Source organism: Candidatus Cloacimonadaceae bacterium, from assembly GCA_030693415.1.
Lineage (GTDB): Bacteria > Cloacimonadota > Cloacimonadia > Cloacimonadales > Cloacimonadaceae > JAUYAR01.
The window spans coordinates 1-14,869 of record JAUYAR010000012.1 but is presented as its reverse complement, the minus strand read 5'-3'; the positions used below and the strand labels follow the sequence as shown (position 1 = coordinate 14,869).

18 protein-coding genes are annotated in these 14,869 nt (G+C 44.0%); 12 read left to right on the top strand and 6 right to left on the bottom strand.

The features are described from left to right. Window positions 1-206 precede the first annotated feature (206 nt). Window positions 207-854, top strand: a complete 648-nt coding sequence (locus Q8M98_00725; protein ID MDP3113273.1) for a type ISP restriction/modification enzyme — start codon at window positions 207-209, stop codon at window positions 852-854. A 42-nt stretch (window positions 855-896) separates the two neighbouring features. Here Q8M98_00725 and Q8M98_00720 read toward each other — a convergent pair whose 3' ends face one another. From Q8M98_00720 to Q8M98_00705, 4 genes are all read right to left on the bottom strand, one after another. Beyond that, a complete protein-coding gene (locus tag Q8M98_00720) occupies window positions 897-2,783 on the bottom strand; it encodes a right-handed parallel beta-helix repeat-containing protein (GenBank protein MDP3113272.1) in 1,887 nt (628 codons plus the stop codon). A 3-nt stretch (window positions 2,784-2,786) separates the two neighbouring features. After that, window positions 2,787-4,049 (bottom strand): heparinase II/III family protein, encoded by a 1,263-nt coding sequence (locus Q8M98_00715; protein MDP3113271.1) that lies wholly within the window; start codon window positions 4,047-4,049, stop codon window positions 2,787-2,789. Window positions 4,050-4,334: 285 nt separating this feature from the next. Further along, window positions 4,335-5,399: a hypothetical protein gene (locus Q8M98_00710; protein MDP3113270.1), complete on the bottom strand. Its 1,065-nt coding sequence runs from the start codon at window positions 5,397-5,399 to the stop codon at window positions 4,335-4,337. A gap of 9 nt (window positions 5,400-5,408) precedes the next feature. Beyond that, on the bottom strand, window positions 5,409-6,860 hold the full coding sequence (locus Q8M98_00705) for a T9SS type A sorting domain-containing protein (GenBank protein ID MDP3113269.1): 1,452 nt from the start codon (window positions 6,858-6,860) through the stop codon (window positions 5,409-5,411). Window positions 6,861-7,210: 350 nt separating this feature from the next. On the opposite strand from Q8M98_00705, the gene Q8M98_00700 reads away from it, so the two are divergent. From Q8M98_00700 to Q8M98_00680, 5 genes are all read left to right on the top strand, one after another. Next, window positions 7,211-7,636: a glycoside hydrolase family protein gene (locus Q8M98_00700; GenBank protein ID MDP3113268.1), complete on the top strand. Its 426-nt coding sequence runs from the start codon at window positions 7,211-7,213 to the stop codon at window positions 7,634-7,636. Continuing rightward, entirely contained in the window at window positions 7,633-7,767 is a 135-nt protein-coding gene (locus tag Q8M98_00695; protein ID MDP3113267.1) for a hypothetical protein, read from the top strand. The genes Q8M98_00700 and Q8M98_00695 overlap by 4 nt, the downstream gene beginning before the upstream one ends. Window positions 7,768-8,093: 326 nt before the next feature. Further along, window positions 8,094-8,582, top strand: coding sequence for a hypothetical protein (locus Q8M98_00690; protein MDP3113266.1), 489 nt, complete (start codon window positions 8,094-8,096; stop codon window positions 8,580-8,582). Then, window positions 8,579-8,980: a hypothetical protein gene (locus Q8M98_00685; GenBank protein ID MDP3113265.1), complete on the top strand. Its 402-nt coding sequence runs from the start codon at window positions 8,579-8,581 to the stop codon at window positions 8,978-8,980. Before Q8M98_00690 ends, Q8M98_00685 begins: the two co-directional genes overlap by 4 nt. Beyond that, window positions 8,977-9,705 (top strand): hypothetical protein, encoded by a 729-nt coding sequence (locus Q8M98_00680; protein ID MDP3113264.1) that lies wholly within the window; start codon window positions 8,977-8,979, stop codon window positions 9,703-9,705. Before Q8M98_00685 ends, Q8M98_00680 begins: the two co-directional genes overlap by 4 nt. Window positions 9,706-9,972: 267 nt before the next feature. Here Q8M98_00680 and Q8M98_00675 read toward each other — a convergent pair whose 3' ends face one another. Beyond that, the gene (locus tag Q8M98_00675) at window positions 9,973-10,914 is read right to left on the bottom strand and encodes a DUF4932 domain-containing protein (GenBank protein MDP3113263.1); all 942 of its coding nucleotides are present in this window, start codon (window positions 10,912-10,914) and stop codon (window positions 9,973-9,975) included. Between the two features lie 198 nt (window positions 10,915-11,112). Here Q8M98_00675 and Q8M98_00670 point away from each other — a divergent pair, with 198 nt between their 5' ends. The 6 genes from Q8M98_00670 (at window position 11,113) to Q8M98_00645 (ending at window position 14,173) form a co-directional block, all read left to right on the top strand. Further along, window positions 11,113-11,373 carry a hypothetical protein gene (locus Q8M98_00670; GenBank protein ID MDP3113262.1) on the top strand — a complete coding sequence of 87 codons (261 nt, stop codon included), beginning with the start codon at window positions 11,113-11,115 and terminating at the stop codon, window positions 11,371-11,373. Further along, the gene (locus Q8M98_00665) at window positions 11,374-11,922 is read left to right on the top strand and encodes a hypothetical protein (protein ID MDP3113261.1); all 549 of its coding nucleotides are present in this window, start codon (window positions 11,374-11,376) and stop codon (window positions 11,920-11,922) included. A gap of 32 nt (window positions 11,923-11,954) precedes the next feature. Further along, window positions 11,955-12,155, top strand: coding sequence for a hypothetical protein (locus tag Q8M98_00660; protein MDP3113260.1), 201 nt, complete (start codon window positions 11,955-11,957; stop codon window positions 12,153-12,155). Window positions 12,156-12,169: 14 nt separating this feature from the next. After that, window positions 12,170-12,526 carry a hypothetical protein gene (locus tag Q8M98_00655; GenBank protein MDP3113259.1) on the top strand — a complete coding sequence of 119 codons (357 nt, stop codon included), beginning with the start codon at window positions 12,170-12,172 and terminating at the stop codon, window positions 12,524-12,526. A gap of 100 nt (window positions 12,527-12,626) precedes the next feature. Continuing rightward, the gene (locus Q8M98_00650; protein ID MDP3113258.1) at window positions 12,627-13,388 is read left to right on the top strand and encodes a DNA adenine methylase; all 762 of its coding nucleotides are present in this window, start codon (window positions 12,627-12,629) and stop codon (window positions 13,386-13,388) included. Beyond that, window positions 13,385-14,173, top strand: a complete 789-nt coding sequence (locus Q8M98_00645; protein MDP3113257.1) for a DNA adenine methylase — start codon at window positions 13,385-13,387, stop codon at window positions 14,171-14,173. The genes Q8M98_00650 and Q8M98_00645 overlap by 4 nt, the downstream gene beginning before the upstream one ends. Here Q8M98_00645 and Q8M98_00640 read toward each other — a convergent pair. Then, window positions 14,170-14,529 carry a hypothetical protein gene (locus tag Q8M98_00640; GenBank protein ID MDP3113256.1) on the bottom strand — a complete coding sequence of 120 codons (360 nt, stop codon included), beginning with the start codon at window positions 14,527-14,529 and terminating at the stop codon, window positions 14,170-14,172. The genes Q8M98_00645 and Q8M98_00640 overlap by 4 nt on opposite strands. Window positions 14,530-14,869 lie beyond the last annotated feature (340 nt).

Below are 14,869 nucleotides of genomic sequence, written 5' to 3'. Positions count from 1 at the left end.
ACACCACGCCGGTTGCGCTTCGGGGCGAGTTCACATTTGATATCTTCAAATTTGACAGACTCAAATCAGAACATTTATCAGTATGAAATCCTCCTGCAAAGTATATATCACTGATACCTTCAATCGTTACCCATCTTATCTCATGGTCACTGGATCTATTCACTGCAGAAAGTGTTTTCAACCACGCATTTGTTACTGATTCAATAATAGAAAGTAGAGTAACACTAAGCAACAAAGGAATTGGCTATTTATTCCCTCTCTACATATATCCCCTCGAACACAAAGACGACATCTTCGCCAGCGATGAGCGGAGATTCAATATCGCTCCAGCGCTCCTGGACAGTTTCAGCAAGCAGTGGCCGGAGTTCCAGCCGGAGCAGCTTTTCTATTACGTCTATGCGATCCTGCACAGCAATGGCTACCGTTTGCGGTTTGCCCAATATCTGCGCATGGATTTCCCCCGCATACCCTTTACGGAGGATTATGCGCTGTTTGGCAAACTCGCCGGATATGGCAAAGAGCTTGCCGGGATCCATCTGCTCAAGAGTCCGCGGTTAAGCCCTCCCTTAGCACTGTATCAGGGTAGTGGTTCTAACGATACGGTAGAATTCATCAAATGTGATGAGGATGCTTGTACCGTGCAGATCAACCCGGATAAGCACTTTGAGGGTATCACACCTGATCTATGGAGTTATCACATTGGTGGATATCAGGTTTTGCATACATACCTCAAAGACCGTAAGGGCAAGAGCCTTGCCAACCCCATCCATTATTGCCGGATGGTTACGGCTTTAGCACTATCAATCGACATTCAGGCTCAAATAGATCAAATCATAGGAAGTGTTATCCAATAGAAAAGCCCGGGTTGCCCCGGGCATTATTGACTTCATTTGATACTATTTCAGCATCATTACTTTCCTAACTGTTGATGTCCTGCCTGTTTCAATTCTGACAAAATACAAACCAGAGCTAACACTACGGTTTCCGTTATCCTTTCCGTCCCAAACGACTTTATGAAACCCTCTTGGCAAACTGCCGCTTAAGAGGTCTCGTACCCGCTGCCCACGGATGTTATACACCGATAAACGCACTATCCCTTCATCCGGGAGAGTAAAAGCAATAGTGGTGGATGGATTGAAAGGATTGGGGTAGTTGGCTATCGCCAATTTTGTGGGGACAGGTACGTTATCTGCTGTAGAATTGTCTGACTTTGCCAGTATTTCACCCCATAATTGTTCAACCGTATGCTTTGCGTCCTTTAATGAAGTGATGCTCAGGCCATTAGCGTGATAGGTCATGCCGGTAGGAGCCCCTTTTCCCAGATCGTCATAATACATGTCTTCAAGAGTATAGGCGATATCGAGAAGACACAACAGCGAATCCAATTCTGTAGTGGATAACTGCAATTGAAGATCATACTCCTGTAACGCTTGAAGAAACAGACCATCAAATCTGTCAATCATGATACTCTTGATTTGGGCATTTTTAACCAAGATACTGTCTTCACAGGCAACAAAATAGGTATCATAGAGAGTCCTTAACTCGCTTAGCAGACTTGGGGAGCCAGAGTATATGGAATTCAAACGTCCCAAACTTTGAAGAGCATACAGGCTGTCTGGCTCTGTTGCTACAATTGTTGAATAAAGCTGTTTAGCTAAGGCCGTATCACCACTTTCCTCAGCGGCTAACGCTTGTTTAAATAGATTATAATAGACATGAGGGAAGAACGTGTTTGGCTCAATGCTATATGGATAAAACACAACATCCCAATCATGGGGATAAAACATTTGCTTAATTCCAAAAAGGTTGGTGCTGCCCCAATAGTTGTTTCTAGCCATCAGTTGCTTGATCCTGCCAGTAGAATCATAGAACAGCGAATACCCTAACCCATCAGCATTGATGTCATTGCGGGCATCGTCTATGATAGGGTATGAGTCGCTTTCGAGTCTGATTTCCGGTCTGGATAGACCATTCTGTTCAGTGAATGAGATATTGCATCCCTTGACGATTGGCTCTGAACCCCGGACTAAGTACAAGCCCGCTCTTGTGTTGTTGTGTATGTCATTTATCGCAATCTTTGTATTACTGTTGTAGAGTAACATTCCAATGCCGTTTTGAGTTATCTCGTTGTTTTGAATGTGTCCTACGTCACTGGTGGTATAATTGTTTGATATCACAATCCCGTATGTGTTATTTTGGATCAGAGACCCATCAATTGAGAAAGGAGTTCCCGTTTCTATGGATATTCCCTGGTGGCAATCACTTATTTCACTATTGGTAATTGTTGAGCTACCCCTGATTTGTATCCCCGTAGTTGCACCAGTGACTACTGTTCCATCGCAAATCAAACTACCATCACGGTAAGTGGTGATGCCAGACCATTGTTGTGATGCTGATCCGATGCTGGCAGTGCGGGAAGCGCCACCGCTGATATTCAAAATGCCATGATTTGAGATTCCAACTCCCTCCGAGATAAGCAATGAGCTATTGGGGTAGACATCCATACTGGCACCGTTGTTAATGGTGATCGATCCGGTTAATAAAACGGTACCCTGAATGTTTAAATCTGTGTTTAAATTTATACCCGGGATTTCACCCTTAACAAAGACCAGATCATCGCTGATCAGTCCGGCAGATGTCAAATCGTTCCAGCTATAGTTTACGTAGAAATACTGGTCATCGTAGGCTAATGATTGAACAATGTTTGTTGAGAAATACCGATAATCAGGATCGTCGGGATAAGGTATAGGCTCGGGTATCTGGGGTTCAAGCTGTGTGCGCATTATCTAAGAGAACTGACTTGGATCAGCACCTGACCTATATATCTTAAATCTTGGAAACGAAATTGCAGCTCCATGGAAAACGACTGCAAGCTCATCTCCCTTATATGTCGAAGTAACCCCTTGTACTTCACCATTAAACATCTCAAACAGCGCTGTGTCATTAGCTCGTAGATAATCACCATCTAACAAGACCATTGAACGATCCAGCGCAATTGGATTTGCTGTTACATACTTGGTTGTAACAAACAATCTTCCGTTTGTTTCAATGGTCGCATCCGATAAATCGATCTCTTGATCTTCTCCATTAGTAGAGCCAATGTACGTAACTGTATTGATTGTTGGGTCGGTTCTTGAGATGCCCGATATTACTGTGCAAAAACTTGCCTCTTCCTCGGTTTGTGTTAGTATCACCCTAGATGCTGAATCATATCTGGGAGATATTATTGTTAGAAATCCTGGATTTTGAACTCCAACAGCTACTTGCTTCCCCTGAATATGATTTGAATATCCAAGGTTCCCGTCATTGGGAAGACTAAGAGAGGCATCAAGGTTTAATGAATAGTTCGGAGAAAATGATCCGCAAGCAATGTCAATATATTCACAATCAGATCCATAACCTTGCTTTACTGAAAAAACATTGCCAGTCAAAACAACATCTGTAACTGAACTATAACTTACTCCAAAGTGCAATAGATTCCAATAATCGTACAAGTTCTCATCGTCAATTGATTCTACATCATCATATACAACAAACAAATCATCATCCCGAATAAATGATCTTGATAAGCGAGCAATCACATTTTGCTGAGCGAGGGGTTGGCTGTAATCATCCGCATTACGGTATCCAAGCCTCAACTTCAGAAAATCTAGGTCTGGACTTTTCTGAAAGTAATCTCTATTACAAGGGTCTTCTATCATTTGTTCTTCAGTAACAGTTTCACTCTGATAGTAGTTAAAAGCACTGATTGGGCGATAGACACCATTCAAATTGTTTACAAGATTGGATAAAACTGTAGAAGATGGGTTTACTAATAGCATATTGTGTGCATAAGGAGATCGGCAATATGTTCTTCCGTCGCTCCATCCAGAGCGATAGTATCCTGGGTCAATAAGGAATCGCTTACCTTTATAGAAAAAGGAGTAGCTTGATTGATCTGCTTGACCATGATAACCAGAAAAACTATTTTCGTGAACTATTTGTAACGTAGGTTTTAATCGGTATGCTTCACTTGTCAGCGATGAGTTGCAAGGAATTTTAGTAAGCACAGAAAATTCGGAATTCGACCATGACCCCGAACCAATAGTACTAGGGACCTCCGTGCTGTTTAATATTTTGGGTTGTTTATAAGGATTGGAAAAATATAGAACAAAAAAATCACTGTATGGAAGAGCATTACCATAGTTGATACATCCGGATAAAACACCATTTAAGTCCCTTTTTGTGCGTATGTACCATGAGCATTTAGTGTCAAGGCTCTGAGTGTTAGATGTATTTTGATAGAAAGAATATGCAATACAAGGATTTGTTTTCAGAAGATGTTGCGAATCATTTTATGCCCAGTCTTCTCCAGTAGGAGACATCTTCTGCGTCATATCACAAGTCCACGACACAATTTTTGGATTGTTGAAATAGTTGACGCTTCCGTTAGAGAGCCTAGTTTTCGCCACGAAATACGGTGCTAGTTGTTGCATAAGGAATCCCATATACCCCATGCTCTCGAAATATGCTCCGCTTCTCGAAGTATGAAAATCCAACATACCTGTTTTCTGATATCCAGGCAAGAAAGTGATAGGTACATTAGCTGAAACCAATCGGTTATCTACATAAGAAACGATGCTCGACATCTCGTCATGCAAACTTGGGTCTGTAACAGATAACAAAAGTGCCGTCAATCCCAATGCGCCGTACATGCCTAACCTGTATTGAATCAAACTGAAACCCGGATACTCAGGCTGGTCATAACTCGGAAAGTCTTGAGACCAATACCCATGTTTGTATTGATTATAATTCGGATAACTGCCTGGATTGTTAAATATTGAGTCATAATACGCCTCAGTTTCCAACATCAGATCTTTACACATTAACAGTATGTTTTTAAGTTTACTAAGGTTTGAGTGATACATATTGCTTGTGTCCATTTCGCTGTAATAATAGTACAAGCAATCATATAACATCGAAGTGCTTATGGCTAAATAACTTAGATGAAGTGCCCGAGATGTGCCTTCAACGGGTTCATCTGTGAACGAGTCCTCTAATATGGTCAAGTAATCATTCGAAATGGAGTATAGTCTGTTGTTAATGTCGCTAATAGCAGATAATTGGTTTGTCCCAAACATTGCGTTTTTTAGATCAATGCGTGTTGCATCTAGGATGCGCCGATAGTCTGTTCCAATAACATAGGATGGCGGATTCATTTCTTCAACTTCCTGTTGGGAACCGCTAGATCGATATGGAACCAAGAATTGATCGTAATACTCACTTGATGGATTAGTAATCGAGTTTCTCATATCATCTAATGTCTGGGCATTAACAGTGATGGTACGATCGATTAATGTCTGGGCGTACATGAAACTGCATAAAGCAAATGATAAAGCGAAAAGAATATGTCTTTTCATAGTAACCTCCTATTTTACAAGTACAAGTTTCACTGTATTGCTTGGATTGAGTGAATCACGAACCAAGTATATACCTGCAGGGCATATCTTGCCATTGCTATCCCTCCTATCCCATACTATCTTGATGGGTGAATCAAATGTGTTATCTGATTTTAAACATCTTACTTTCTGACCTCTAATATTGTAGATGTCAACTTCGGTAATTCTTCTATTACCCTGTGCGTCATTTCTGAGTTCGATGGTTGCGAAATCATGCGCTGGATTTGGATAGGCATTGATAGTTTGTGTAGTCGGTACGTTAAGATCGTCCAGGTTCGGTACCTGCCCATTCGGTAATAGCTTAACCGCAACAATATTCGTGACACCAGAAGTTCCCACAAAGTAAATGCACCCCTGTTGATCTAATTGTATAATTTCTATTAGCGGGTGCGGATATGCGAAAATTACACTTATCGTGTCATATGAAACAGTCCAAATGTCCGATAAGAATTGATTGAATTTGGTTATCCTGATAGAATCGATGATATCGCGCCCAAGTAATATAGAATACGCCGGTGAACTTACAACAGAGCATAAATCGTACATTTCCGATCCAAGGCTATAAGTCTGCGTGTTGCCCGAGATATCTATGGATGTTAGTAATGTGTTATGATTTCCTGCGCTGGAGTCAATAGTAAAAACTGACAAGGAATCAGAGTTTAGGAACATGGTTGTGCCATAATACTGATTGCTGCCACCGATATTGTATCGGTTGATGATCGAACCGTCCATATCTGTATGTAATATGCTGAGATTCTCAAAGTTTAGATAGCATGCGACATACAATGAGTTGTCGTCTCTTTGCGCCAGATTAAAACCATTAGTGTCGAAATTATACTCTTGAGTATCGGGGGGATAATATGTTGCCGCCAACGAATCTCCAGTTACGCTTAATCGAAACAATGCTGCATCGTATCCATAAGAAGTTCGACCAATTCTGCCGCAAGCAACGATTTCACCATTATCCAGGCGTATGCCTTTGTTAAATCTCTGGTTCATAAATTGATTATTAACAAATGTTTTATGCCCATGCAGAGTATAAGAACCGTTTGCATCAATGAACCCCACCCGATATCCGGATGGTTTGCCTATAACGAAGTGCACAACGTCGTTTTGCTCAATCCCTACCCCAATAATCTCATCATAAAAGATATTAATCACCCGATGCCAAAGAAGGTTGCCCTGGGGATCAAGTTTGATGATTATTGGTACAAAACACCATGGCATCGGATCCTCAATAAAACCAGCATCTCCAAGTATTACCAAGCTATTATCTGAGCAGACATAAATTGTTTTGGGTGTAAAATCTCTCAGATAACCCAACTCAAGTTCATGAATAGTAAATGATCTTAAATATCCAGTTTGTGCATGGCAAGCTATGTAAAAAAATAGACCGATTAACGAAACAAGCATTTTTCGCATAAAATCCCTGCTGTATATTCTGTTGCTGATTCGTGAGTACGATAACGCCATATCTCTTGATAAGTTAACGCATATCCGATTATCCATTGTTACTCCACTTAAGAGTCTAGTTAACAAACACTAAATTACAATTACACGAATCAAATCCAACTTTTAAAAGGCATGTACATACTCATAAATCTAGTTATTCGTCATTCTTGTTTAAAGATAATCGACCGTCAAAAAAAAACAAGCTCAATTATCAAGAGCTCGTTTTTCTGTCTCATCCTTGCTCATCCTGATTTGTCAGCATACAGGCTAGTGCTTTCCTGGCTCCAGATCAATTATCACATCTGGAACAAGGAGATAGCATGACCGAAGCGTTGATGAACCGAATCAAAGCCCAGTTAGTCAGACATGAGGGTCTGCGGCTGAAGCCTTACCGCTGTACTGCAGGTAAGCTGACCATCGGTATAGGACGCAATCTCGATGATTGTGGTATCTCCCAGACCGAAGCCTATGTGCTCTTAGAGAATGACATCCAGAACTGCGAGAAACAGCTTTTGGATGAGATTCCGGAGATATACAATAGGTTGGATGAAGTCCGCAAGTCGGTGCTGCTGAACATGTGTTTCAACTTGGGTATTGGTGGTCATATGGGCTTCAACAACACCCTGGCTTTTATAGCTGCCGGAGACTGGGAAAGGGCTGCCAATGGCATGCTTGCCTCCAAGTGGGCAAAGCAGGTAGGTCGCAGAGCGATTGAACTATCTGAACTGATGAGGAAAGGAAAGTGATACCCATCCCGGTCGAGATTGATGCCATGCTTGCTATTCTCAACCTCCCCAAGGAGATGGGTGATAACGGCATCTTCAAAGAGCACAAAGGCTATCGTCATGGAGACGATTCGGTCTGTGGTGCTGCCTGAACACTATACCCGGGCTATCCAGGATGATATACCGGAGGAAGAGCCGTTTCTGATCTCTTTTCGTTTTGGGTTCTGTTTCCTGATACTGCACAGTACTTGCGAGTTTCTCAATTTGAAGACCCTTGGCGAGGGAATAGTCAAGACCGTAGGGGATTAGACCAGTCTGCCACTGAACTGCTCACAGGGAGCGAAATAGACGCATTCAAAGCAACCCTTGAACTGAGGGCACTTACCGGGCTTCGTGGCTATCTCAATCCTACCGGTATGCAGAGGTTGGATGAGTTGAAGCCCAGACCACCAAGAGTGATCCGGGTGGGAGTTATCTGATGCCGGATAGCTATACCACTCCAGATGAGCTGATGCGGGAGATCTACCTGGCTATCTATGCTGCCTTGGAGAGCCGTCTACATCTGATTGGTTCTGTGATCGATGCCGAGTCCCGCAAGGAGATACTGGCACAGCAGATTTACGATAAAGGCGACTTCTATGGCAATACCGGTTATCTGGTCGAGACTACAGATTCTGCCATGATCCTCAGAGTAGGCTCCAACGTACGTCATGAGCCTTTCGTTTTGGGCGGTAAAGTGCCTTCCTGGACTCCGATCGCTCCACTGATTGCCTGGGTCGAACGCAAGCACCTGTCTTGGACTGATAAGGAGACAGGTAAGCTGCTGACCGTAGCCGAGATCGCTTATCTCATCAGGGGCAAGATCAAGCGGGAAGGCATAGCTGCCCGTAATGTGTTCGCGTCTGTAATCGCTAACCGGGAGCAGTGGATATACCAACAATTGAACGATATAGAGGTGAGTCTATGAACCCCCATGACAAGTTTATCGCAGATCGTAATCGAATAGTCGATGCACTGAAGTTTTCCGATATCCCCACCATCCAGTTCAACAAGGATGCTATCCCCAAGCAGTTACCCTGCGCTATTGTAATCCTCGACTCAGAGACAGGCAAGAATGGCACTTCCAGACAGTATGTGAGTACTGACCTGGCATGGACAGTGTTCCTGATTGTCAACGCTCAGAATGTTGATGATCCTGATTCCGACTTGTATCAACTCAAGGAGAAGTTCCGCTCTTTCTACCTGAAATTGATGAACCGCGACTTGCCCAGTGTGGAATACTATACCAGCCGCATCGATGGCACCCGACTGGTCAGGATCGCCAAAATAGACCTGCTTAAAGCTGGAACAGGAGCATCGGCATGAGAGTGATGCGACTGGGCGGCTATAACCTGGCTATCAGTTCTGCTACTGATCTTCTGGATACCAAATACAAGCCGGAGCCGATTGACTTATCCAAGTGCAGCCGGGTTGGTAAGCAACTGATCTCCAAGGCAGCAGAGACCAAGAAAGTAGTGTCTCAGCCCTACTCTATGAGCAATCTGCTCAATCTCATGGATACTGATGAGCACCACTCCGGTTGTGTGGATGCTCTGTCTATGGCAACCGTGATGGAGTTCGACTGCAAGAACAGCCAGGTCAAGTCCTGGATAGAAGCTGCCGAGTTTCCTGCCTGTAAAGACCAGACCACTATCTTAGGCGAAATGATTAAGTTCTATATTGCCTGTGGTAACGGTTTCCTGATCAAGATGCGCAATGCTCAGGGGCAGTGGATGGGACTGGAACGCATGCTGCCATCTGAAGTGCAGATCGTGGAGAACTATGACGAGTTCGGTTTCTTTCGACCAAACTATATCCAGGTAAAGAACAACCAAAAGAAGGACTTTGCCTATGCCGATATCATCCACATCAAGAAAAGCACCCACAAGAGCAATGCCTGGGGCTTAGCCTGTTTACCTATCGCCATCAATGTCGAGATACTCTCTGAGATCAAGACCTTCGACTACAACAACTTCAAGAATGGTCTGATGATCGATTACTTCATGATTGTGGAAGGTGGAACACTAACCTATTTCTTTTTGTTTTTATGAGATTTCTCCCGCTTCTTCACCTAAACAAACCCATTGTGATGCAGAGGTGATTCCCTCGTGAATCCCTCGTCCCACCTCGGAATCACCTGGGATTTACAAGGGGATCATATGGCATTTCAAGGAGAGAGAAGTTACTGGGAGTTAATCAGGCTTCTTGGTCCCAAGTCTTGACCTGGTGGTTGTGCTTTGCCTATTGAATTAGCGGACTATAAAATGATATAGGACAGGATTTGTGTTTTGGCGAGTGGGTGTTCGAGGTGGCTTGGTTCACTTACAGATCACCTCAGAAAGCACAGGGAAATAAGCCGAAATGCCAGGATACAGGTGTCGTTTGGCTTCATAATCTATCAATAATTTATACATGGTTTCTGTCATTGGTGCTTTGTTTGTCATACCATTCTGGATCATGAACCCCACGCTCTTTTCAGTGATGATACCTTCAGCCAGTAAAAGTCTGATGGTGATCGCCCAGATAATGCTCTCATTCAGGGGACAAAACCATTCATCCCTTTTGTCACGCATCATGTCATTACTCTCACAAAGCATTTCACTCAGCGGGTTGATCACATGATGCGATAATTCATGCCAAACAGAGCAGATCAAGACCCTTTCCAGCCCTTGATTCTTTTCAGCGATAATAAGCCCAGGATAGCTGGTATAAGAATACACTTCAGTTTGTTCTTCTCCAGGAAAAGTAAGCGACATAAACGGCTTCATCAGGGTTGAAAGGACGATATGCACCTGGGGGAACTCCATTCCCAGATAGCATTCCAGGATAGTCTGTACCGGTCTTTTATCCAGCAAGGAGTTGATTTTCTCCAGATAAGGAGCAAAGTCAGTTTTAAGCCTCATAAAATATCTGTCAAAATCACTCTCTTCGGCAAAGGCTTTCAGCTTTTTCGCATAAGCTGATATGGTCTTTATATCCGGAATCTCCTCTACGAGGTATTCCATATCTATCTTGGGATTGAGGGAGTAATCATGAGCTAGTGACATGGCATAATACGGTATGGTATCCATGCTAATCTCAGCCATCCAAACCTTGGAGAAATCAATGACTGCCTGAAGCGAGCTGTATTTGGAAAAGTGCGCTCTCACCTTCTCAACCTGCCCGTTACCTTTCCGGGCTAGCAAGCCTCCGTCCTCATAATCTGACAACAGCATTATCGTAAACAGCAGTTCCAGCCTATTATCCAGTCTGATATGCATAATCTCTCCTCAATACGGATAATCAAAGCATCTTCTTTGGGTGATATTGTCAATAACTAATTCATTTCTATCCATTATGACACTGGATCAGCCTGCTACTCACTATGCACTATTTCAAAAACCAGTCTGATTTATAAACTCCAAGGTGTCTGGGATTTTCTATGTGTCTGGATCATTTTCAAGATAACGGGTAAGACCTTGGATAAGACCAAGATCAACTCCGCTCTGGCGATCATCCTCGATATCATCCAGGATATCAAGATCAACCCTGCCACCAAGGACCTCGATGATTATGCCAAGAAGCAACTGGCAGTCGAGCGTGCTACCAAGTCCCTTCCCAGTAACCAGACCAATCTGGTCATGAAGATCTTCGGCACGATCGGGGGAGCAGTGGAATACGTCTTCCACAACCGCAAATGGCTGTTCAGTATCGGTAAAGCCATCAAGGGTGTATTCTAAATGCCACCCACTCCAATATCCCAACCGACCTATCCGGCTCCCATGGTGGAGTCGGATTTGCAGTTCAGTGCCCTGATGGATGTGATGGTCGCAGACGATATCTACTTCGGGATAGGCACCTATACCGAGACTGATGTCAATAACCTATATGCCACTCAGGCTAGCGTCAAGACTGAACTGAGCACCAACTTCGACCTGCTCGGAGAGCTGGCTGAGAAGCCCGGTAAAGCCGATTCCAAGATCAACAAGCTCAAGACCCGGAACTATGCCATCCCAGGTAAGCGCACCTCCACAGTCGAACTGACTATCGTGGGTCTGTCCACCAGGCAAAAGAACTTCCTTGAGAGCAGTGCTTTCATGGGTAAGAACACTACCATCGTGATCTCATCCAAGGGTCTGGACCGAGTGGTCATCTTCAATGGCTTACGCTGGACGGTAGACTGGTCGGGAGAGGCCGATGGTCTTTTCACAGTCGTGATCAGCACCGAGTTCTCCGGCATCACCAATGGCAAGATATTCCTGCTTAAGGACATCCCGGCAGGAGCTTAGTTAACAAACCTATAACCAACCAAGGATTGAACATGGATTGCCAATGTAAACCAGAGATCAAACAGCGCATCGATAGTGTGCATGAGGAGATCTACGGCAATGGTAACAGCAATAACTCACTGGTAACTCGTATGGCGAGAGTGGAGACAAACATGAAGCTGCTTCTGGGCGTCTCCACTACCCAGTTCTTCATGCTGATCGGCGTTGCCATCAAGATGTTCTTTGGACAATAGAAAAGGAAAGTACAATGAAGCGAGAACCCCAACTCAGCTATAACCAGTTGCGGCAGATCCTCTGTCTCACGATCTCAAACAAGACCCTGAAAGCCAAGCTGGAGGACTTCCTCTCTGGCAAGGTGACCAAGGTAAGTGAAGTGGAACTGTTAGAACTGATATCACAATCGGAAGCCGATAAAGAGCTGATCCATATCCTATCCGGACAAGACCCCTCTGATATGGATGCACTGGAAGCATTGGAGTACATCTCTGCTTTTTTCGTCTATATCAGAGCCAGCAAAGAGAGGTTCAGCGTTTGGCTCGGGAGTTTCGGATTAGCAGTGACCAGCGAAGCAAAGCCAGATACCCCTACGAGAGCTTCGAAATGATTATGCGTAAGCTTGGCTTCACCACTGAGGACTTCGATAATCTAACCCTGCCGGAGCTTTATCTGCGGCTCTGTCTGACCAGTAATAGAGGAGACATCTAATGGATGCACTGATCGGCTGGATCGGAGGTAAACGCCTCCTCAGAAAGACTATCTCACAATACGTGCCCAAGGACATTCAGGGCTACATCGAACCCTTCGGGGGTGCAGCCTGGATGCTGCTCTTCAAAGACAAATGGGGCGATCTGGAAGTCTATAACGATCTCGATTATCGCCTGGTCAATCTCTTCTTGCAGGTGAAGTATCACCCGGATGAGCTGATCAAAGAACTGGACTTTCTGATTGCCAGCCGCAAGCTCTTTGGTGATATCCTCAAGCAGGAAGGTCTTACCGAGATACAGCGGGCTGCCCGGTTCATGTTCCTGATCACCAGATCATTCGGGTCCAAAGGTGACAGCTTCGGTACCTCTCAGAAGCGTGGCACATCCAGTATGTATAACCGTTTGGAGCGCATCAAGGAACTCCACAAGCGCCTGGATATGGTAATCATCGAGAACCTCTCCTATGAGAAGGTGATCGATAAGTACGACACCAAGAGCAACTTCTTCTACTGCGATCCACCTTATATGCTCGGATACACCTATGAGAACAGCAAACAGTTCAGTCATGAAGAACTCTGTAAGAAGTTGAAAAGCATCAAAGGACGGTTCATCTTATCCTATGATGACAACCCCGAAGTCCTCAAGCTCTACAAAGGGTATGACATCAAGCATGTTACTCGAACAAAGGGCATCAACCGCAAGGAAGGCAAAAGCGAGTTCAATGAAGTCATCATCGCCAACTTCAAACTGGAGGCACAATGAACTCTATCATCTCCTGGGTAGGAGGCAAGCGTATCCTCCGCAAGAAGATCTTGCCGCTCATTCCCAAGCATGACATCTACTGCGAGGTGTTTGGTGGTGCAGCCTGGATACTGTTCGGTAAATCAGCCAACAAGGAAGACTGGCAGACCAGCAAAAAGAGCCGCTATACCGAGGTCTACAACGACATCAATGGCGATCTGGTGAACTTCTGGCGCTATATCAAGCAGCATCCTGAAGCGTTCGTTACCGAGTTGAACCAGTATCTCATCTCCAGGGAGATGTTCGATAATTTCATGCAACATGAGCCTAGGACCGAGTTAGAACGGGCTATCAGATTCTACTATAACCTGTCCTGTTCCTATGGCTCACGCTCCAAGAACTTCTGCATCAATCAGGGCTACAAATACATGCCCATACGGAAACTGGCTAAGGTGAAAGAAGCCTCAGACAGGTTGCGTCAGGTGATCATAGAGAAGCAGCCCTGGGAGAAGATCGTGGCCAGGTTCGATACGCCCAATACCTTCTTTTATCTGGACCCGCCCTACTACACCAAGGAACATATTTATGACCGGGAAGATGCAGATGTCTTCAACCAGCATGAGGAACTGGCCGCAGCACTGAAATGCATCAAGGGCAAGTTCCTGCTCTCCTATAACAATGAGCCTTATATCAGAAAGCTATACAAGGGCTACATCATTGAAGAAGTAGAGACTCAATATTCAGTCTCAGGTGCCTTCCAGACTGAGACAGAACTGCTGATTAGTAATTATAACAATAAGTTTTAATACCCCTGCCATCTCCATGAGTAAATTATTCCTTTTGAATCAACATAGAACATTCTTGTTCTTTCATATCCCCGGCTTTGTGGCGCAGTATAAGTTGTTGTATACCCCCACTGATTTATGGTTCCAGGTGTTTGGCCTAAATTCACATAAGAGGAGTAAATTAAAACCGATCCCCCAGCACCATCAGATACTACTTGATTGGGTGGACCCCACGACTGAATTAATTGTGACTGATGAGAACCGACCCATGAATTCATCGTTTTGTTTACTGATGCACAGCCAGTTGATGCAAGTAATACAAGTAAGAAAAAAATACCTACGGCTATTCGTTTGATGGGTACTGCAGCGGTCTTCATGATTAATTTCCTCCTCTATCCAATAATTAATTAGCGTCATACTTGTCATGATAAATCTCAGAAACACTGAGGTCTTGATTAAATTGATAAGTTGAGTCCAAAATGTTGGTGTAAATTCCAACTCATTGTTTCTCATTTTCTTTGAAGACTTGTTAAGCATGTCCGCATAAATGTCTATAATAATAAACTCCAAATCCCGATTCCTACTTTTAGAGGTTTAACGAGTTTGTTTTCTCTCCAAGCCCAGCAGATTTGCCGCACCGCATGAATCTTTTCCTGTAAATTATTGTAGTCCACTTTCTTTCTACTTACCATCGTTTTCAACCATTTCCATACTTGT